Genomic DNA, 21,450 nt, shown 5'->3' with positions numbered 1-21,450 from the left:
TCAGGGTGCGATTTGACCCGTGGCGCGTTAATCCATCCGCTCACCGCTTGTGGCATCAAAAAGATGACAGATGTCTGGGGGAATGCTCACAGCGGTCTGATCGCCGATTTCAGCGCGGTAGTCTTTGGCCGCACGTATCGACGCAATAGTGCCGCCGATTTTCAATGTCGCAATGGTAGCATCCCCCAGCAATTCGAGAGAGTAGAGCGGTGCCGCCGACGTTCCGTTGGGGTCCAGCGCGGCATCTTCCGCGCGGAAGCCAAGTGTGACCTTGCCCTCATGCGTGCTGGATAGCCCGCTTATCGTTACATTTTCGCCCGTGAAAGTTCCGCTGGAAATCTGCCCTTCAAGCAGATTCATCGCCGGGCTGCCGATAAAACTTGCAACGAACGTATTGGCGGGCCGGTCATAGATTTCGGTCGGGGTGCCGACTTGCTGTACCACGCCCTTGCTCATGACGACCACACGGTCGGCCAAGGTCATGGCTTCTATTTGGTCGTGGGTCACGTAGATCGTTGTGACTTGCAGCTCGTGGCTGAGGTTTTTGATCTGATGGCGCGTGGAAACCCGCAGTTTGGCATCAAGGTTTGAAAGCGGTTCGTCCATCAGGAATACGTTGGGTTCGCGAACAATGGCGCGGGCCAGTGCCACGCGTTGCCGTTGACCACCTGAAAGCTCAGCTGGACGGCGGTGCATAAACTCCGTCAACTCAACCATTTCGGCTGCACGCGTTACCCGCGCGTCGTGGGTTGAGGGGTCAGCTTTGCGAACTTTCAGGGGGAACCGAATATTCTCATAGACATTCAGATTGGGGTAGAGCGCATAGCTTTGGAACACCATCGCCACATCCCGATCTTTTGGATCCAGATCGTTGACCACCTGACCGTCAATGATGATCTCACCTTCTGTCACGTCTTCCAGGCCCGCGATCATGCGCATGGTGGTTGTTTTCCCGCAGCCCGATGGGCCGAGTAAAACAAGGAACTCCTTGTCGGCGATTGTCAGGTCAAAATTCTGAACTCCGACAAACGATCCCCAACGCTTGGAAATGTTATTCAGCTGAATTTCCGCCATTCCGCTTCCACCTTTTGCATGCGTGCCCACAAAATGTGTCAGTGAATGCAAAATTTGGCAAGTAGTACTTTGAAAAAATCTGTGAAACGGAGCTCTGAAGCTGCGATATTTACGGTAATTAGCTGAAAAGAATTAAAAACCTGCCAATATGAGGAATATCTTGTCTTATGGATAATTATTGGCATAATGATGAATGCGAATGCAAAATAATACTAAACACGAATCATAAACGAAGCAGGCAGCGGCCTGCACAACAGGGTCCAACCGGAGGGTTCTCAATATGACTTTAATGAAAAGTTTTGCGGCCGGAGCCGTGGCGGCGCTTATGGCGACCGCAGCTTATGCGGAATGTGAAATCAGCAGCGGGAACGTAAATGTTCTGGCAAACGACTTCCCGGCGCTCAAAGCCATCACCGGAACTGCCGCTGAATGTGCAAGTGGTGGTGCAACGATTTCGGCCAACCACAACAAGGACTTCCGCAATATCACAGTTCAGGCACTGACGCCGAATCCGGCGGAATACACCTCGGTCATTGTCGCGAATTCTTCGATTGTTCCTCTGCTAAACGAAGGTCTTTTGCGTCCGCTTGACGATCTGGTCGCCAAGCACGGTCAGGACATTCCCAAAAATCAACTCATTACCATTGATGGGAAGATCATGGCGATTGCCTTCATGGCCAACGCCCAGCATCTGTTTCTCCGTCAGGATGTTCTCGATCAGGTCGGCAAACCGGCCCCTGCAAGCTGGGAAGAGGTCGTAGAAACCGCCCAGGCGATCAAGGACGCGGGCATCATGGATCACCCGTTCGCATTCCTCAGCATGTCTGACTGGAATCTGGGTGAAGAATTCGTGAACATGTATCTTGGTCACGGTGGAGAGTTCTTCAAGCCGGGAACGGCTGAACCTGCGATTAACAATGAACAGGGTATCGCGACGCTGAACATGTTGAAGGAACTTGTTGCGCTGTCGAACCCGGACTTCCTGACGTACAACACCGCGACGGTGGTGCCGATCTGGAAATCGGGTGACATCGCAATCGCGCAGCTTTGGGGCTCAAGCGGTGGTGAACTGCTGAGCGGTGAAGGCGCGGAAGAGGGTGTTGCCGAAAACACAGTGCTTGTTGGTGCCCCGACGGTTGCTGGCGGTTCCACGCCGGCCTCTTCGCTGTGGTGGGATGGTTTCACCATCGCAAAAAACATCTCGGATGAGGATGCCGAGGCGACTTTTCTGGCAATGATGCACGGTACGTCGGAAAAGATGGTCACAGCAAACAATGATGCTGCGGTCTGGCTGATGGAATCTTACGTACCGGGACCAGCGGCAGCTGGTGTTGCGGCGACGGCGTCGGCAGGTGCAGAGCCCTACCCGATGCTGCCCTACATGGGGTTGTTGCATCAGGCAGTCTTTGAAGAACTGCCCGACTTCCTGCAAGGCAATGAAAGCGCTGAAAAGACACTGGCGGACATCGAAGCCGCCTATACCGCTGCGGCCAAAGAAGCCGGTTACCTATAAGAGTCGACTCCGAGGCCGCGTGCACGCCGCCTCGGAGCATTCCACCCAGAACGTTAAGCTGACGTAGGATTTGGGCTATGAAACACCGCACTTTCTTCTGGTTTATCCTGCCGTCCTTGGCCGCAATGTTTTTTTTCATTGCCTTGCCCATTGTGTCAGTTGCTGTGCAATCGCTGTTCGTGGAACACGAGCAAATCATGACCGAGGTTGAAAACTGCGGACCTTTCAAATGCGAAACGGTCTTGCAGGTTGACAACGAGGCGACGGCAGCTCTGCGGGAAGAGGCCCCTCTGGGGCGTTTCAACGGCCTGGGAACCTATACGAACCGTAAGCATCTTGCGTTCGAACAAGTGGGCGTTGCATGGAACGAGACCGAAACATTCGGCGAATTCATGTCAGAGTTGATCAACCTGCCGTTCTACAAGGCCCTATTCTTTACGCTCACCTACACGGCGGTAGTCACGCCGTTTGTTATTTTTTTGGGGCTTGGTGTCGCTTTGGCGGTGAACACTTTGCCGCGGGCTATCAAGGGCCCAACGATCTTTGTGTCGCTGCTGCCAATGATCGTGACACCGCTTATAGGCGCGCTGATCCTGTTTTGGATGGTCGATGCCGATGGCATAATCGGCGCGACGTTGCAGAAAATCTTCAACGACCCCAACCTGTCCTTGAAGGCGTCAACGCCTCTGACATGGATGATGCTGATCGTTTACGGCATCTGGAGTTCGACCCCGTTCAGTTTTATCGTCTTTTATGCCGGGTTGCAGACCGTCCCGAAAGAGACGCTTGAGGCAGCGAAGATCGACGGCGCCTCACGGTGGCAATCAATTCGATACGTGGTTGTGCCTTACATGATGCCACTGGTTGTGTTCATCACGCTGATGCAGTTGATGGATAATTTCCGGGTGTTTGAACCGATCATCAGCTTCTCGGCGTCGGCCAAGGCGACGTCGCTATCCTGGATTATTTTCAATGACCTGCGCGGTGGTGACATCCAATTGTTTGGCTCTGCCGGGGCCACGTCGATCCTGACAATTCTTGGTGTTGCAATACTGCTGACACCCGTACTGATCCGCACATGGCGCGACTTTAATCGGAAGAGGGCCTGATCATGTCAACATCTGTAGCAGACAGACGCTCCAATGGGCTGATCTGGTTCACCACAAGCTTTGTTGTTCTCTGGATATTCATCGCCGCCGGACCCTTCTTGTGGACCCTCTGGGGCTCGTTCAAGGTTCAGCCTGATTTCTTCTCGAAGACAGACTGGCGCAATGCTCTTTATGGGGTGAAGACGACTGCACAGACGGGCAGTGCATTCACTGGCAATGGGTATTACGGCGCGTGGGTGGAGCAGGAATTCTGGCGTAATACGATCAACACCGGGATCGTGGTGTTCTTCACCGTGGTGATTTCTCTGACCCTGGGCACTCTGGGCGGTTATGCGCTCGCGCGGTCGGGCTTTCGCTATGCGTTCTGGTTGCTGATGGCGGGGCTGGTGTTTCGGGCAATGCCACATATCACTCTGGTATCGGGTTATTTGCTGCCTTTTTTCGAATGGAATGTCTGGGGCAAGCTTTCGACAACGATCATCGTCTTGGTGGCGATCAATCAGCCTTTCACGCTGTGGATGCTGCACTCGTTCTTCTTGAACATCCCTAAAGACATGGATGAAAGTGCAATGGTCGATGGCTGCACGCGGTTTCAGGCGTTTAGGTACGTTATTATTCCGGTGATGTGGCCAGGGGTCATTACCACCGGTCTGTTCAGTTTCCTGTTGGCCTATAACGACTTTGCCGTGACCGCTGTGTTGCTGAGTTCAGAAAATCGGACGATGGTTCCACGCATCTACGGTTTCCTTGGAACAGTACGTGAAACCGGGGATGTGATGTTTGCCGTCGCGGCCGTTGTCAGCGCAATGATCCCGCTTTTCTTCCTCGTTCTGTTCTTCCAGCGGCAGATTGTCAGCGGTCTGACGGCTGGCGCCGTAAAAGGGTAACCGGCAAATACTATTAACCATGACGCTCTGAGCAGGAGGAAAAATGTCACGGAATTACGGGACGGCGCGGCCACTTGCGCGTCGGCATATGCCTACGGGTTACGATGTCTCATTCAAAGAGTATTCAAAGAACGGAACTGTGCGGATTCCAACGGATTTTGGACCGAAGCAAGATCTTCAGGGTTTTGAGCCCGAATACGCCAACATCGTCGACTATATCGTTCGGATCACGCATCGCATTTGGGAATCCGATCCTCCGCAGGTCGAATACATCAGCGCCTGCTATGCGCCGACCTCGCTGATCTACGACGACTATGGATTGCAGACCGGCAACAAGAAGATCATTGCCGATACGCATCATACCACAGGGGCTTTTCCCGACATTGTTCTGGATGCTGAAGAGATCATTTGGGCTGGCGACGACGAAGTTGGGTTTCACACCTCACACCTGACACGGATCATGGGGACCAATACCGGAAGCAGCCGTTATGGTCCGGCCACTGGTAAAAAGGTCGACGTCATGGTCATCGCCAATTGTGTGGCCCTTGAAAACGATATTTTTCTTGAGCACGTGCTTTATAACACGTCGGCCATGTTGCAACAGTTCGGGATCGACCTGTGGGAAGAGGCGGACAGGTTGGCAGCCGATACGCCTCCGGGGTGGCCGCGCAATCAACAGACGTGGGATGACCTGCGGCGGTCCGCAGCACCCGCGCGCGCGTTGTATGTGGCTGAGCCGGTTGAAGGGTTTGACCCCGATGCATTTGCGCGGCGCCTGCACGATAACATCTGGAATGGTGATATGAGCATGGTGGATGCCGACTATGCCCCAGATCTGACCTTTGAGGGGACGACCGAGCGCAAGTTTTCCGGCCACGCGGCCTATAAAACCTACGTCGATAGCTTACGCCACGCCTTTCCCGACCTCTCGCTTCAGGTGGATGAGGTTTACTGGATGGGCAATGACGATGAAGGGTGGTTGGTTTCAACCCGGTGGAGTGCGGAGGGAACCCATGAGGGTGACACGGACATGTATCGCTCGGCGACCGGGGCAAGTTGCCAGATTTGGGGCATCACCCAGTGGCGGGTCAGAGGTGGGCAAGTTGAACAGGAATGGCAGCTGTTTAACGAACTGGACCTGATGATGCAGATTGCAAAGGCGCGTCAGGATCCGACCTAATTCCCACTCCGGCGGGCGCAACCGGCGGAACACTTTCAACTCATGAGAAGAAACATGTCGGAATTACAATCTGCAAAAAACCTGGTGCGGGACTATTTTGAAGCACTCAACGAAGATCCGGTGGCAGCCGCCAAGAAATACTTTGCCACGGACGCCATTTGGCGCGGTTACCACCCGTTCCACGAAATTCACAACCCGGTCGAGGTTGCGGAACAGTTCTGGCAGCCTTTGCAACATGCACTGCGCCGGATGCAGCGCCGATTGGATATCTTCATGGCCGGAGAAAACCATCTGGAGGCCGGCGGTGTCTGGGTTGCCTCGATGGGCCATCTGATGGGTTTGTTCGATGCACCGTGGCTGAACATCCCTCATACAAACAAGATTGCCATGCTGCGTTATGCAGAATTCCACCTTGTAGAAGGGGACAAGATCACCGACACAGCGATGTTCTTTGATATCCCACACCTGATGGCGCAGGCTGGATTGAACCTGTTTCCCACGCAAACCGGTGCCCAATTGGTGCAGCCCGGACCGATGACCCATACAGGTGTCATGTTCGACGAACAGGACCCGGAAGAAGGGCGTAAAACGCTTGCGGCCATCGAGTTCATGATAAACGATATCCGCGACTGGAAAGGTCGTGAAGAGCTGGGTTTGGAAGAGGAACTGCCGCGCAGCTGGAATGATGATATGATCTGGTGGGGTCCGACCGGAATTGGGGCGGCCTATACGATCGAACGGTACATCAAACAACACTCCGGCCCCTTTCGCGATGGGCTGGCGGACCGGACCTTCAATGGTCACATCGCTCGTATCGCAGAAGGTGAGTTTGGTGGGTTTTTCGGCTGGCCGAACCTGACCCTTAGGCCATCTGGTGGGTTCATGGGCATGCCCGCGACTGACAAGCTTAGCGACATGCGTGTGATCGACATGTATCGCCGCTCGGGTGATAAACTGACCGAAAACTGGATTTTCATCGACCTGCTGCATTTTTGGAACCAGCAAGGCACCGACCTATTGTCGCGCATACCGTACATGCGGGGCTAAAAGACCTGGTAAGAAAATCAAATTGACGCCGCGTTTATTGCGGCGTCAATATCGTCGGTGAACGCGTTTTCTGCTTACAATGCCTCGGTTCTTTTGCCGTTCGCGTAAGAAAACAAACAGCCCCGATCCCAAAATGAGGGCAATGCCAGCCATCCCTGCCAGGCCTGGCAATTCATCCCAGATCAGCCAGCCCCAAATTATGGCCAGCGGCAACCCAACATATTCGAACGGCGCCACAGTAGCGGCGTCGGCCATCCGGTAGGCCTGTCCCAGGCAATACCCGATAATTGCGGAGTTTAACCCAAGTCCCACAAACAACCAGACATCTGAACCGTCAGGCCAGACCCAAGCCCGCAAGAGAAAGATCAGGCTTTCGTTTTCAACGCCTTGTGCAAATTGTCCGTCGCCAGCCATTGACCAAAATAGCAGGCTGACAACGATGAACGCCGCCTGAATGTAGACCGCCATTGCGGATGCCTTGGATTTAGCGCCAAGAAATCGGGTCAATACGTTATTGAGGGCGTAGGTCAAGGCGGCAACAACAGGCAGAATATACATCAAAAGGTTGACCGAGCGGTCATCGCCGCTCTCCCATGGGCGTGTCATGATGATCACGCCAGCAAAACCGACGATCACGGCCCCGATCCGCATCGGGCCGACCTTTTCCCCCAACAGGGGAATGCTCAGCAATGTGATCATCAAAGGAGAGACAAAGAAAACTGCCGTCGCCTCAGCCAAAGGCATAACAGCCAAAGCAGTGAAAAAAGTAAGATTTGCGGCGACGATCAGCACACCCCGCAGCAAATGCAACCATGGCTGATCTGTCTTCAGAATCTGCCAACCACCTTCGAGTTGCACCAGGGCGAGGCTGAAGCCGATACCAATAATGGATCGGGTGAACACCATCTGATGCAAAGGGTAACTTCCCGACAGGAATTTGATCAGCATATCGTTGACCGAAATCGCGACAATACCAACCAGAACAAAGGCAATGCCAGCTGTGGGGTTTTGTAGTTTAGTATTCGCTGTCATGAAATGCCCTTTCCAACGGCCCCTAACATGGGTCAGCAAGCTGGTCACGTCTGTTTGCGACGCATGGGAAACTGGTCTTCTTACTAGGGTTCTATGGGTGTGATTTGCACAGCCGAAAGCGGTCATTTGTCAAAACAACGCTGGCCGGTACCATAACGATCTAAGTCTGTTGACATTCGTGACCCGTCCACAATGCTTGTTGGAAATTGCCGGAGGATACGGGTGCAGGCAGAAAGGTTCATCAAAGGGCGTCCACTGACGCTGTCGGTTCTGGACTACGGATCGTTCAAGGTACATTCCGACGGTCGTGTCATCGGGATCTGCGGATTCGTGATTTGCACGGACGCTGGTGAAACCATTTTGATCGATACAGGTTTCCCCGAAAAATATGCGATGGACAAAGAGGCCGCCTCAACCGAAGACCGACTGTATGAATTTGGGGAGGTGCTTGAATGTGGGCCGGAAAACCTGCCCGTAGCGCAGCTTGCTAAGCTAGGTCTGGCACCAGCGGATGTAACTTTGCACATCTGCACCCACTCCCACATAGATCACGTGGGCGGGCTGGGTTCATTTCCCGGTGTCCCGATCCTGATTTCAACGCAAGAACGCGCGCGGGCTCGGCCATTGTATTGGGGCGACATGCAGCCATTGGACTGGCCTGACCGCGACTACCTTGAGGTCGAAGGTGATGTTCTGATTGGACCGGGGTTGAATGTGCTGGCTGCGCCGGGTCACACACCAGGGCAGATCGCACTGTTGGTCGATTTGCCGTCTGGCCCATTTCTACTGACAAGCGACGCCATTTCGCGACCGGCTGAAATTAATGAAGAATTTCCTGGGTCCTGGAATCGAGCGGCGGCCATTGCCAGCGCAGACCGATTGATGAAGCTGGCCGACAAGCGTGGCGCGTTCGTGATTTTTGGTCACTGCCCAGCCCAATGGACCAAACTTCGAAAAGCACCGAGTCTTTATGGTTGATACTCTGTGGAAGGGCCACTTTGGCTAAGTAATTGCGTTAGTGTTCTGAGTCCGTTGGCTTGCCGAAGCCTATATTTTCGCCGCTGGCGTTTTCTCAGGGTCGCACCGATTGTTTTTGACCCCTCTACACCTGCACGAATTCTGATGTTACGGATGTGCCGGGGAGAACAATATTGGACGTTACCGAACAGCGTATAAAAGCGATGACAACCGCGGGGCTGAACCTGATCGGCCAGGCGCTTTCCATCTATGACAGTAAGTTGCGCCTCGTGCTCAGCAATCGACGCTTTCAAGAAATGTTCAGCCTGCCAGATGACCTGGTGAAACCCGGAGCATTGTTTCGCGACACCATCTATTTTCTGGCCGACCGCGGCGAGTATGGTGAGGAAGGCAGTATCGAGGAAATGGTCGAACTGCGTGTGGAACAAGCGCTCGCCTTTGAGCCCCACTATATGGAGCGTGTTCGCCCCAATGGACAAGTGCTGTCCGTAGAAGGCGCACCACTGCCGCAGGGTGGTTGGGTCGCGGTTTACACCGACATTACCGGGACTCGGCGGGCAGAAAACCTGCTGCGCGCCCGGTCCGAAGAACTGTCAGATCAACTTATTAGTCATGCCGAAGAACTGTCGGCCACCAACCGAAAACTGGCCGCGACGATCTCTGCGCTGGAAGAGGCCAAACGGGAGCTGACCGAAATCGAAGCGCGGACTCGGATGACGACCGAGATGATGCCCGCTCATATTGCGCATCTGGGTGCTGACGGGAGGTATGACTACTCGAACCGCCGCCTCAGCGCGGTTATGCCTGGGCGCCCGTCCGAGATTCTCGGTCTCCATATTTCCGAAGCGCTGGGGGCCAACGCTTTTGGCCGTGTTGAACCCCATTTGCGAAAAGCCTACGACGGTGAGACATCCGTTTTTGAGTTCACCGAAGATCAGGATTCCCGTCGTATAAGGGTGTCTTTTACGCCGGACAGGGCAGGGGGCGTTTATGTGATGTCTGTGGATATCACCGAGGAAACACAGGCCCGCGTTGCCTTGCAACAGACGCGACGCAGGGCGATGGCTGCACAAATGACCAGCGGACTAGCCCATGATTTTTCAAACTTGCTGACCATAATCCTCGGCATGCAGGCCCGTTTGGACAAAATGACCATTCCGGCAGAAGCCCACGAATTGGTCGCTGCTACTCAACAAACCGCGCGCCGAGGCGGCCAGCTGCTGAACCGTATCGCAGACATGACGGGCAATCGGACCCCACAGCCGAAATCAACGGATATGCAGGGTTTGCTAGAGGACTTACGGATTCTGGCAACGCCCTCACTGCCACGAGGTGTCGGATTGTCGGTTGTGAATAACCTACCGGACCAAGCTCTGATGCTGGACCCAGGTATGCTGCAGGATGCGTTGCTTAACCTCGTGCTCAATGCGCGCGATGCATGTGGTCGATCTGGGCAAATCACCATAAGTGCCCACGCCGTCGGATCAATCTGGGTTGAGATCACAGTGTCCGATACCGGCACCGGATTTTCTTCCGAGGCGTTGGAAAAGGCACTGAACCCGTTTTTTACAACGAAAGGTAACGATGGGTCCGGATTGGGATTGCCTATGGTCTACGACACAGTGAAATTGGCGGGCGGTGATCTGAACCTGCGAAACACCCCTTCAGGCGCTTCCGTTGTTCTACGGCTACCGTATCGCCCAGCACCACCCGAGCAAGAAGGGCTTGTTCTCTTGGTGGAAGACAATGATGATCTTCGCGGTGAGTTCCGGAAGATGTTGGTGGATTTGGGCTTTTCGGTGATCGAGGCAACCTCGGTGGATGAGGCGCTAGCCCTTACACTAAGCGTTGAAGACATTGCTTTGGTTCTATCCGATATTCGATTGGAAGGAACAGGCACAGGTCTTAACCTTATGGAGCAGCTGAAAACTGGATTGCCCTGTATATTGATGACGTCTTTGCCCTTTTCGGATCCACTGCATCGACAAGCGTTGGCCGTCGCGCCGGTTTTGCGCAAACCGTTTTCGCAGGCTCAATTGTCGGCCCTTATCCGAACTGAAGCCGCCTGATGTCACAACCACTGATAACCATTCTAGATGATGAGCCTGAAATCAGACGCATCCTGACGGACGCATTGGAAGAAGCTGGATTTCGCACGCAAAGTTTCTCTCGGGCGCGGGAGTTTGAGGCCGCGTTAAACCGTGTCACACCGGACGTGTGCTTGGTCGATCTTTCCCTGCCGGACACAGATGGGCTGGCCTTGGTTCACAGACTGGCTTTGGAACAGGGTGCAGCCGTGATTATCATTTCCGGTCGAGCTCAGGTTCAAGATCGCGTAACGGGATTGGAATTGGGCGCTGATGACTACATTACCAAACCCTTCGACCCAGTAGAGGTCGTCGCGCGCGTCCGAGCCAGACTGCGTTCACCACGCGGCCAATCCACGCTTTCGGAAATAGCGGATTTCAACGGTTGGACGGCATATTTCAATCGATACATTCTCGAGGATCAAGGGGGCACGCAAACACCTTTCAGTCACGCAGAAGGAGAAGTGCTGCGTTTGTTTTTGGAAAGCCCAAAGCGGTTGATTAGCCGCAGCCAAATGCAAGAATCGTTAGGTGGCGCCGCGGGCGATAGTTTCGACCGTGCAATGGATGTGCGCATTTCGAGGTTACGGACAAAGCTTGGTGAAGACCCCAAAAACCCACAGCTAATCAAAACCATCTACGGGGCAGGATACATTTTCTTGGGTGACGTGAAGTGGCGGTGAGAGGACCTTTGTTTTTGATTGCCATTCTGGTTTTCAGGGCGTTTTGATTAGCTCAGGCTTCTATGCTGGGAAGCGTTGATACGTTCGTCCATACGAGTGTTGGGTGAAATCGGGCTGAGAAACGCGACTGCGCCAAAACTGTTCCACTCAGCAGCGTTTTTCAGAAAACCTCGCTGGGCATTGCCTCACTCACGCAACGCACGATCCTTTATTTTCACAACTGGTTGCACCAAGTAATCCAGAACCGATTTCCGACCGGCCAATATATCGACTTCAGCGATCATTCCGGGAATGATTTCAACCGCGATTCCGCTTGCGTCGAGCATTGTGTTACTGGTTCGAATTTCTACAACGAAGACCTCCTCGTCATTCCGTTCGGACCTCGTGATCGTATCAGCTCCGATCCGGATGATTTCTCCGTCCAGCCCGCCATAGCGCGCAAAGTCATATGCTGTGATCTTCACTTTGACCGGTTGGCCAGCCCGCAAGAAAGCGATGTCTTCAGGTCGCACATAGGCCTCTACCAGTAGCGTCTCATCCAAGGGCACAACTTCGATCAGGTCCTCTCCGCTCCGAGCGAGGCCACCGATAGTTGTACGATGTATCCGATTGACGATCCCACGAACCGGCGACCGCACCTGAGCCCGCGCCGCCCGGTCGCGCAACGCGGGCAGGGCGGGTTGCAGCGTCGCAAGTTCGGCAGTCGCAAGAGCCAAGTCAGTAAGCGCAGCACTTCGAAAGCGGCTGCGCGTGGCCTTAATCCGGTCGTCGATTTCATCTAAACCGGTTTTCAATCTGTTGGCCACGGCCCTGGCCCTGACTTTTCGACCCTTCCATTCGGCTTCGCTGCGGCGCAATGCCAATAGGGTTGTGGCCGGTTCCATGTGACGTTCAACCAAAGGGGCCATGATGGCCCGTTCCTCGGCCAAAACTTTGAGCGTTTCATCCGCGGTGACCTGATCCACCAAACCTTCTTCGTATTCACGGTGCCGTTGCTGCCTTTGACGTTCCAGAATGGCGATTTCGGCTTGCAGTTCAGCTTGCCGACCCTGATACAATGCGGTTTCTGACCGCACGACGGCCGGTGCACCTTTGATCAGGTTTTCGTCGAACGCGAGTTCGATGCTGTCAATCTCTGCCCGTAAACGCAGGGCACGTGCCATGAGACCAAAAGCACGCTGTTGTTCCTGGCTTAGCTGACTGTCGATCTGTGTCGTATCCAACTCCATCAGCAATGCGCCTTTATCGACCACTTGCCCTTCCCGAACATGGACAGATTGCAACACACCAGGTTCGGTTGCCTCAATCAGCTGCACGTCGCCCGAAGGTACAATCCGGCCATCCACGCGTGTAACATCATCCAACTCGGTCAAATACGCCCAAGTCCCGGCCGCCAGCAGACAGGAGAGAACCACCAACAGAAGAAGTGAACCCCTAATCGATGAGCCGCCGCGCATTTCACGCGCCAAAGCCGCCAAATCAGGATGCCGCGACATTCAGGTGCCTCCCCGAACGCCGAACATGCTGCGTCAGCATGCTTTTGGGACCATCCGCACCTATTTTCCCATCTTCAATCACGATCACTCGGTCAACAAGATCCAACAGGCTCGTTCTATGGGTCACGATCACCAGTGTCGTGTCTTTGGTCGCGTGCTTCAGGCGCTGGATCACCTCCGCTTCGGTCTTGACGTCCATCGCACTTGTAGGTTCATCAAGCAGTAACACCGGCGGCCGCCCGATCAGTGCCCGTGCAAGAGCAATCGCTTGTTTTTGCCCACCCGAGAGCCCTTCACCACGCTCTGCAAGTTGCAGGTCATATCCAACGGGTTGACGGGCAACAAAGTCTTCTACGCCTGCGATGCGCCCCGCTTCGATCAGGTCTTCATCCCGAGGCCGGATAGCACCGCTGGCAATGTTGTCCCGAACAGATCCAGAAAAAAGCCATACGTCCTGCAAAACGGACCCAATATTGCGGCGCAGGTCACCAGGATCGATCTGGCGAATGTCCAGCCCGTCCAACAGCACAGACCCGATCCGCGGTTTGTAGAGGCCCAACAGTAACCTTGCGACAGTGCTTTTACCGGACCCGATCTGCCCAAGAATCGCAACCTTCTCACCCGGGTTTATTGTGAAGGAAACACCGCTAAGCGCGTCGTTAGTTTTGTCCGGATAGGCAAAATGCACGTTGCTAAAGGACACTCCGCCTTTGAACGCCGCTCGATTGATCCAGTTGCGGCCTTCGGGACGTTCGCTCTCGCTTTGCATGAGTGCATTGAGATTGCGGTACGCGCTTCGCGCCTGGTTAACTCGGGTAAGGGTTTGGGCCAGTTGGCCCAATGGCGCCAACGCCCGCCCGGTCAGCATCACAGACGCAACCAGTGCACCCATACTTGCCTGACCTTCTGAAATCAGAAAAACACCATAGAAAACAATCAGAACTTGCGCTGCCTGTTGGGTGACCCCTGTGAAGTTCAGGGCAAATTGCGTGACGGCCCGACTGCGCGCACCGTGCTCGGATTGACGTTCGATTGCAGAGCGCCAGCGCGAACGCATTTGTCGACCTGCAGATGTGGTTTTTATGGTCTCCAAACCAGAAACTGCTTCCACCAAAACGGATTGTTTGGACTGCCCATCTGCAAAGCTCTTTTCTGCCATTCGCGACAAGATTGGTTGCGCTGCCAGCCCTGCCAGCAACACAACAGGCACTGCCAAAGCGGGGATCAGCGCGAGCTGCCCACCAACCAGATAGATAACCAACACAAACAATCCAATGAAAGGTAAATCAACCACGGCCACTAAAGTTGCCGACGTGAAAAACTCGCGCAGGGTTTCAAATTCCCGAACAGTGCTGGTCATTGCCCCGGTCGAGCCCGAGCGTGACTTCATTTCGATGTTGAGCAATTGGTCAAAAACGCGACGACCCATGATCATGTCGGCCTTTTGCCCGGCGCTATCTATAAACCCAGCCCTTAGCACCTTGAGCACAAAATCGAACGCAAGCGCCAGACCAACCCCCGCCGTCAAAGCAATCAGGGATTCCATGGCTTCATTCGGTAAAACCCGATCGTAGACGACCATGATAAAAACTGATGTGGACAGGCCTAACAGGTTTGCCAATGCTGCCGCGAGTGCAACCTGAATGTATGACCACCGGTTGACAGCCAGAGCCGACCAGAACCAGTGCCCGTGTTGGGCAGGGCCGCTTAAGGACATCTCGCTATTGTGGTTTCTGCGAAACAGAATTGCATATCCGGTATATTTGTTAAGGAATCTGTCTTCGGAAACTTCGCCAATTCCTTCGCCAATCGCCGGGTCAAATATCAATAGCGCCCCGTCGGGCGAACGCCCGTGATAGACTACAGCCTCGTTTTCAGCCAACAGCAGTATTGCGGGCACCAAAGTGTCGTCAAAGGCATTCAGGCGCCTGGCGCCATACCCAGCTTGCAATCCGATCCTCTGGGCAACGGAGATTGCATCCTGGATGGTTAGGCCTTCCTGCAACCCAGTTTCAGCAGCGTGCAGCATGGCAAGACTCAGTGGTCGATCTAACGTGGAAGCCACGTTCAAAAGACAAGCCTCAAAAGGGCTTAGTGAGGTACTATTTCCAACCGAACTATCGTGTTTCAAGAGGGCACGTCCCAAGTGTTGGGGGCAACTCCAAGCAGATCAAGAATATCCCCGGTCAGGCTCAACACCGCGTAATTGGTTAGGAAAAAGCTAAGTTCTGCCAAGATCAATCGTTCCTGAGCATTTACGTAGTCGCGCTGAGCATCCAAAATTTCGATAAAACTTCGTCGTCCAATGTTGAACTGCTCGCGCGCGGCGGCGACACTTTCTGCATTGGCCGCAACAGCGACCCGTGCGGCACGTAGTCTTTCTGCACCCGCTTTCTGGTCCGAGCGGATGCCTTCGAGTTCGCGGGTAATCTCGCGGATCAGAGTTTCACGCACGAATTCAGCTTCTTTTACCTGTGCTTCGGCAGCTGCGATAGCAGCGCGGCGTTGACCAGTGCTGTCCAACTCGTAGTTGAACGATAGATCCACGCCAAAGTTTGCATCGCGGCTGTCGTCCTGATTTGCAAAGGCAGCCACCCGTACATCAGGTTGTCGGCGTGCCTGCGCTGCGGTCCATTGTGCTTTGGCTGCGAGCAAACCTGCGTTGGCACGGCGGACCTGCGGACTGTCTTCTACAATCTGGGTGTCGCTGCGAGCCAGCTTTGGGGCGGCAATAGGTGCCGGTAACGTACCCGGCACCGTTCCAAAAACTTCACGAAACCGCGCCTCGGCGCGGTCAGTGCGCGCCTTGGCATCGGTGAAACTTGTACGGGCATCGGCCATACGGGAGCGGGCAGTCAAAACATCAACGTTCGAACCCGCACCACCCGCCGCCCGATCAGAGATTTGGCGCACCAACGCTGCATGTACCGAAACATTTTGCGCGTTAATGTCCTGAATTTTACGCTGATCCAGAACGATTGCGTAGGCTTCAATCGCCGCAAGTGCAGTGGCAGCTGCGGTCTGCAGTCGATCGCCCCGGCTTTCCAACACACGTGCCTGGGCCGCGGCCAGATCGCCCGCAGCTGCACCGCCGTCGTAGACCAATTGGGAAACACGCAAATAGGGTGAAACATCCGCTGTATCTGACTTAATGCGCTCGGATCTTGCGCTTAATCCCAGCGATACCTGTGGCAGGAATGCGCCTTTGGCTGCGTTTTGATTTGCGGTGGCGAGTTCCATTCTGGTGTCGCTTTGCGCCCGGTTGGGGCTTGTTTCTACCGCTAGCTGGATCATCTTTCCAAAGCCACTTTGGGTGAGATTTCTGGAGGATCGCGTCGCTCCGGCACCTGCGGTTCCCCCAGAAAACGAGGCCTCTACAATCGACATATCGGGGGGAGCGATGCAGGCGGAAAGCTGGGCGGTTAGAATCAACGCCGCGAGCCGCAGTAGAGGTTGTTCAAACACTGGCATGGAGGTTTTCCCCCTCTCTAGATTCAAGCCTTTGCTCGCTGTGTTGGGCTGTTGCAATGGCATCGAGGAAATCTGAAACACTGGGCATATTGTTGAGTCTGGGCTGTTTTTCAGCCTGCCCTGCCTGCAGCTGCGCCTGCGTCAACCACGAACTGTGTGAAAGCGAAATCTGGTGCGCATGTATCAATCGCAAGGCGCCGGAGCTTGCCAGCATCGTCTTCTGCGCCTGTGGCAAACCTCTGAGTGCTTTAGAGTTTATGCCCAGTGTTTCATCAGGAAATTCGATACCGTGATGATTGGCGACCGGGGCAAAGAGATTCATCTCGGCGATGACATCGCATAGCCTAGCGGTTTCTTCAGCCGCAGCGATGCGCGCCTGAAAGAACGCACTTACCTTTTGCAGTTCCGGCGCCAATACACCGCTTTCATCAAAAAAAGCTTCATCGGATGGCTCGTCGGTAACAAGCCCTAGCGTCTCATCCACAAATAGTTGGAACTGATTTGTGATCGCGTTTTTGGGTTCGATCCGAGATGCGTGAAATGGAGGGCAACGCAAAGCCGACGGTACATAGGTCGCCAACCATGTACCATCAGCCGAGACAAACGGCGTCGATGCTCCGTGCGTCATCGAAAGCAAGGCAACTGGTTCGACCCCCGCATCGGCGGCCTTGAACACAATCGGGAATGCGGCAGCGCCTTGAAGGACCTCTGCCTCAACTATGGGGCAATCGGTAAGGTCACGGGCGAAGTCATACGACTTGAAACGCCGCCAAAATCGGTGCCCGTGCATTTTGTAGCTGACTGGAGTTAACCCATTCTGTGCCATAACACCCTCGTGCGATTTTTGTTATTGCTTCACCAATTGAACGCTTGGATTAGGCGCCTGCGCCTGTTGGATCAGTGTGAAGGATGTTGTCTGAGTTCAGACCGCTCAAGTCACCCAACCCGTCGAATGTTGCGACTGTGTCGACCGTTGCTGCGTCGGAAGCAGAGTAGTCGACTTTGACCAAGACACTGTCGGTCCCGTCTGTAGCGAGCAGGTACAATTCATCTCCTGAGACCGCGCCGATAAAGCTCTCTACTGCGGCTTCAATTGTCCCCTCGGTCAGATCCGAAAGAATGGTTGTCAGGCCTACAAACCCGGTGTCCAATCCAAGTGCATCACCAAGAGTTAATATTTCAAAATCGGTTCCATCGCCCCGCAAGGAACTGACGTCAAGTCCACTGAACATCAAGGCATCTGTAACATCAGTTGCCGATCCGATCGTGAACCCTGTCACGGTGTCGGCACCATTGTCGGCAGGGTTGGCTTCGAACACGACTATGTCCCGTCCTGCATCGCTAAGATCAATGGAATCGTCGCCATCTCCACCGCGGATGATGGCATCCACCCCGGTTGCAGTGAGAGTGTCGTTTCCATCCGTACCAAGCTGGAAATCTGTAGGGCCGCCATCCGGTGTGGTGATTGTCAGAATGATCGGTTGGTTTGGGTCCTGAACCGTCATGGTGAACGTGACCAACGGTTGCGACAGATCGGTAAAGGCGGTCGCGGCTCCGGCGAAATTCACCGTGTCTCCAACACCGGGGTTGACCAAGAACAAATCAAATTCACCGTTTTCGGTGTCTGAGCCTGTGTCGAAAGTGACAACGGATGAGTCGTATTCAAGCTCTGCTGTCATGGCCAGTCCGCTTGACAAGTCGCGGTCACTATCGGCGTGGATCGCAAATGTTACGGTTGTCCCGGTTTGTCCCACTTCAGAAATAACGTATGCTGCTGGGACGTGCGCCGTGGCCTCGCTTGAAACTGCTAATGGGTCCGGTCCACCCGACACTGTTGCCTGCGCAGCAAAAGTTAGGTCATCCCCCGCATCGAAGCCAGAAAAGCTTGAAGGCGATAAGTTCAAAGACCAGGAACCGTCCATCGCAACAGTTGCCGTCCCGACTAAACCGCCGTTCAACACCACGTCGACGGTCTGGCCTGCTGCCAATCCGATCGATGAGCCGCTGATATTTAAACCCGAGCTTTGTGCGTCAGACAGTGAAAAAGCGTTGTTTGTACCGATCGAGCTCATGCTCAATAAGGGTCGAAAATCCGTCGTGACGGATGTTGTAGCTGCAGATGCGCTGTTGCCCGCTGCATCGTCTACATTGGCAGATACTGAAAAGTTTGTTGCATCTGCAAGTGCAGCCAGATCTGCTGTGGGGACAGTGGTCGACCAAGTCCCTCCCGTTGCGATGGCCGTATAAGTTTGGCCCCCCAGCGTGACCGAAAGGGTTTGCCCGTCCTCGGCCGTTGTCGTCCCGGATATGGTCAAGTCTGAGCTTTGTTCCGTCACATCCAAAACCGAACCAACGGACAGTGGATCAATGGTGACCGAGGGCGCAGTGAAATCGGTGGTGAAGCTGTCTGTGGCTTGACCGGTGTTTCCTGCCGCATCGGCCGTCGAGGCATTGAGGTTGTAGCTTTCTGCATCCTGTAGTCCGCTGAGATCCGAGACTGTTGCCGTATATGTCCAACTTCCACCCAAAACTGTTGCGGTTCCGGTGACATCAACAGTCCCGTCAGCCCGAGCAATTTCGACCGTCACAATGCTACCGTCCGGAGCGTCCGAGGTGCCGGATACGGTCAGATCAGTGCCTTGCTCGACCGCATTCATGACGGCACCATCTGAAAGGTTCGTTATGGCGATCGCGGGTGCCGTGAAATCTGTGTCGAATCCGTTGCTGGCCTGAATTGCGTGATTGCCTGCGGTATCGGATACATCTGCAGTGACATTTATAGTCGTAGCATCGGGCAGGGCACCCAAGTCTGCTGCAGGAACGGAGACGCTCCAACTGCCGCCTGATACGGTAGCGGAATAGGATTGACCATTCATCATGACGGTCACAACTTGGCCGTCTTCAGCCGTTGTTAATCCCGCAATCGCCAAATCAGTGCCTTGTTCAGCGGCGCTCATGATGGCGCCGGTAGAAAAGCTGTCGATGCTGAGTGTTGGCGCGGTGATGTCTGTAGAAAGGCTCACGTCAGCCTGCGGTGCAGCCAAGCCGTCTGAGTCGTTTACATCCGCGGTTATGCTAAAGCTTCCATCGTCAGCAAGCGCGCCCAGATCACCAGACGGGATCGTCACGCTCCAGCTGCCTCCGGATACAACTCCAGTATAGGTCTGGCCATCCAAAGTCACAGTGACTTGCTGTCCGTCGCCGACATTACCTGTTGTACCGGTTACGGTAAGGTCCGATCCAACTTCTGTGGAGTTCAAAATTGCACCAACAGACAAGGGCGCAATGGCGATCGAAGGACCTGCCAGATCGACCGGGACCGACATAGCAACCGGCGCCGACTGATTACCTGCCGCATCTTCTACGGCCACGGTGATCGAGGCTGGCACTCCGGTGATAAGCCCGCTCAGATCGGCATTGGGAACCGTGACGCTCCAGCTTCCACCCGTGGCCGTCCCGGTGTAAACTTCGCCGTCAAGCGTGAGGGTGACGATTTGACCATCTTCGGCGGTGGTTGTCCCGGTTACGGACAAATCGCCACCAATATCTGCAAGGTCGATTGAGCCACCTGCAACCGAATCCAGTGTAACAACCGGCGCGCTGAAGTCTGTGTCAAAACTTCCGCTGATCTGAACGGCGGGGTTGCCTGCACTATCGGCGACGTCGGCGGTAACAGCAATCGTCACACCGTCGGGCAAAGCGGCCAGGTCCGACGATGGGACCGTCACACTCCAATGCCCACCGGAAACCGTCCCGATATATGACTGGCCGTTCAATGTTAAGGTCACCGTTTGACCATTCTCGGCATCCGTCGCGCCAGTTATGGTGAGGTCAGTGGACTGTTCGGCTGAGTTCAGCACAACGCCATCCGAGAACCCGGAAATTGAGATGGTGGGCGGAACCGTATCTATATCGAATTGGACAAGTTGGACTGAAATCTCTTCACCCGAGTCGTCCAGATTCCTGATCGTCACTGTGGTAACACCTTGCGGAAGTCCGCTGACCTCCGACGGGGTAAGAGAGATGCTCCAGTCGCCATCGGAGTCCGGTGTGACGGTTGTGACCACCGAGCCAATTGTGACCTCGACCGTGGTCGTCCCATCTGGCGCGGTGGACCCTGTGATGGTGCTGTTCAATGCAGTGGATTGCAATTCGGCCAGGTTCAGGCTCGGGAAGCTGGGTGCTGGCGCCGGTGTCGGCGTCGGTGTATCAACCGGGCCGCCGTCGTCTCCGTCGCTCCCTCCGCCACCGGCTGCTGCGGCGGCCCCGGCTAGCCCTACACCGCCCAAAGCGGCTCCGGCACCACCGATGCCTCCGGCGGCGGCGCCACCAGCTTCCGCAACACTGAATTGAGCAATCTCAGCAACCGCCTCTTCCGCGATCATGATTGCGCCGCTATCCAGGACCTGGACGTTTTCGGCGGCAACAATCAGCGTGCGGCCATCGGCCATCCGCAGTTCAACATCACCATTCTCCAGCAATTTGACGGACCGCACACCTGAAATTGTTTCAGCAAACTGGAAAGCATAAAGCTCTTCGACGCTTGCCTGAGATAAAGCTGGCAAAGCCATGAGAGTAGAGCCAAGCCCGCCAGCGATGCCGCGGCCAGCCCAACGACGAAGCTTACCGTCAATCCACCGCCGCACGTGGTCTTTGCGTTCGGTGTGCTGTTGATCGTCAGACAAATGGGAGTTGGAATCAGGTGCCTTGGTCATCTTGCCCTCACATGTGGTTTCCGCGATGTCCCGAGGGGAGCAGGTCAGTCCAGGTTTGGATTTTTTCATCTGTCTTGCCCTCTGATTATTGCCGCGTTCGGACCAGAAAATTTGAGTTAATCTGAAACTGAACTCCTCGTTTTCACCACATTCTCGCTTTGGTTCTGCTCGGGCCATC

General features: G+C 54.7%; 15 protein-coding genes. 8 read left to right on the top strand and 7 right to left on the bottom strand.

The genetic code is table 11. The features are described from left to right. Positions 1–27: 27 nt before the first annotated feature. On the bottom strand, positions 28–1,074 hold the full coding sequence (locus tag ACR0BU_RS21480; RefSeq protein WP_298937511.1) for an ABC transporter ATP-binding protein: 1,047 nt from the start codon (positions 1,072–1,074) through the stop codon (positions 28–30). Positions 1,075–1,354: 280 nt separating this feature from the next. Between ACR0BU_RS21480 and ACR0BU_RS21475 the strand changes: the two genes are divergently transcribed. The 5 genes from ACR0BU_RS21475 to ACR0BU_RS21455 all read left to right on the top strand — a co-directional run bounded on the left by ACR0BU_RS21475 (position 1,355) and on the right by ACR0BU_RS21455 (position 6,810). Beyond that, on the top strand, positions 1,355–2,587 hold the full coding sequence (locus ACR0BU_RS21475) for an ABC transporter substrate-binding protein (RefSeq protein ID WP_298937512.1): 1,233 nt from the start codon (positions 1,355–1,357) through the stop codon (positions 2,585–2,587). Positions 2,588–2,664: 77 nt separating this feature from the next. Beyond that, complete coding sequence (locus ACR0BU_RS21470; RefSeq protein ID WP_480738865.1) at positions 2,665–3,696, top strand: carbohydrate ABC transporter permease; 1,032 nt, start codon at positions 2,665–2,667, stop codon at positions 3,694–3,696. Positions 3,697–3,698: 2 nt separating this feature from the next. Beyond that, on the top strand, positions 3,699–4,583 hold the full coding sequence (locus ACR0BU_RS21465; RefSeq protein WP_480738867.1) for a carbohydrate ABC transporter permease: 885 nt from the start codon (positions 3,699–3,701) through the stop codon (positions 4,581–4,583). A gap of 43 nt (positions 4,584–4,626) precedes the next feature. Next, complete coding sequence (locus ACR0BU_RS21460) at positions 4,627–5,763, top strand: nuclear transport factor 2 family protein (RefSeq protein ID WP_480738868.1); 1,137 nt, start codon at positions 4,627–4,629, stop codon at positions 5,761–5,763. 54 nt (positions 5,764–5,817) lie between these two features. Continuing rightward, positions 5,818–6,810 (top strand): nuclear transport factor 2 family protein, encoded by a 993-nt coding sequence (locus ACR0BU_RS21455; RefSeq protein ID WP_480738869.1) that lies wholly within the window; start codon positions 5,818–5,820, stop codon positions 6,808–6,810. A gap of 45 nt (positions 6,811–6,855) precedes the next feature. Here ACR0BU_RS21455 and ACR0BU_RS21450 read toward each other — a convergent pair whose 3' ends face one another. Further along, positions 6,856–7,842 (bottom strand): DMT family transporter, encoded by a 987-nt coding sequence (locus tag ACR0BU_RS21450; RefSeq protein ID WP_480738870.1) that lies wholly within the window; start codon positions 7,840–7,842, stop codon positions 6,856–6,858. Between the two features lie 222 nt (positions 7,843–8,064). Here ACR0BU_RS21450 and ACR0BU_RS21445 point away from each other — a divergent pair, with 222 nt between their 5' ends. The 3 genes from ACR0BU_RS21445 (at position 8,065) to ACR0BU_RS21435 (ending at position 11,590) form a co-directional block, all read left to right on the top strand. Continuing rightward, a complete protein-coding gene (locus tag ACR0BU_RS21445) occupies positions 8,065–8,820 on the top strand; it encodes an N-acyl homoserine lactonase family protein (RefSeq protein ID WP_480738872.1) in 756 nt (251 codons plus the stop codon). A 173-nt stretch (positions 8,821–8,993) separates the two neighbouring features. Next, positions 8,994–10,889 (top strand): hybrid sensor histidine kinase/response regulator, encoded by a 1,896-nt coding sequence (locus tag ACR0BU_RS21440; RefSeq protein ID WP_480738873.1) that lies wholly within the window; start codon positions 8,994–8,996, stop codon positions 10,887–10,889. Then, on the top strand, positions 10,889–11,590 hold the full coding sequence (locus tag ACR0BU_RS21435; protein WP_480738874.1) for a response regulator transcription factor: 702 nt from the start codon (positions 10,889–10,891) through the stop codon (positions 11,588–11,590). Before ACR0BU_RS21440 ends, ACR0BU_RS21435 begins: the two co-directional genes overlap by 1 nt. Before the next feature lie 185 nt (positions 11,591–11,775). On the opposite strand, the gene ACR0BU_RS21430 is transcribed toward ACR0BU_RS21435, so the two are convergent. The 5 genes from ACR0BU_RS21430 to ACR0BU_RS21410 are packed head-to-tail and all read right to left on the bottom strand — an operon-like array spanning position 11,776 to position 21,341. Next, positions 11,776–13,086: an HlyD family type I secretion periplasmic adaptor subunit gene (locus ACR0BU_RS21430; protein WP_480738876.1), complete on the bottom strand. Its 1,311-nt coding sequence runs from the start codon at positions 13,084–13,086 to the stop codon at positions 11,776–11,778. Then, positions 13,070–15,217 carry a type I secretion system permease/ATPase gene (locus ACR0BU_RS21425; protein WP_480755760.1) on the bottom strand — a complete coding sequence of 716 codons (2,148 nt, stop codon included), beginning with the start codon at positions 15,215–15,217 and terminating at the stop codon, positions 13,070–13,072. The genes ACR0BU_RS21430 and ACR0BU_RS21425 overlap by 17 nt, the downstream gene beginning before the upstream one ends. Beyond that, positions 15,214–16,557 (bottom strand): TolC family protein, encoded by a 1,344-nt coding sequence (locus ACR0BU_RS21420; protein WP_480738879.1) that lies wholly within the window; start codon positions 16,555–16,557, stop codon positions 15,214–15,216. Before ACR0BU_RS21420 ends, ACR0BU_RS21425 begins: the two co-directional genes overlap by 4 nt. Beyond that, the gene (locus ACR0BU_RS21415; RefSeq protein ID WP_480738881.1) at positions 16,544–17,383 is read right to left on the bottom strand and encodes a SapC family protein; all 840 of its coding nucleotides are present in this window, start codon (positions 17,381–17,383) and stop codon (positions 16,544–16,546) included. The genes ACR0BU_RS21420 and ACR0BU_RS21415 overlap by 14 nt, the downstream gene beginning before the upstream one ends. A gap of 49 nt (positions 17,384–17,432) precedes the next feature. After that, positions 17,433–21,341, bottom strand: coding sequence for a beta strand repeat-containing protein (locus ACR0BU_RS21410; protein ID WP_480738883.1), 3,909 nt, complete (start codon positions 21,339–21,341; stop codon positions 17,433–17,435). Between the last annotated feature and the right edge of the window lie 109 nt (positions 21,342–21,450).

The organism is Ruegeria sp. CK2, from assembly GCF_056536585.1.
Note: the sequence above shows the minus strand (reverse complement) of the source record. Positions and strands in the feature narration are given on the sequence as shown.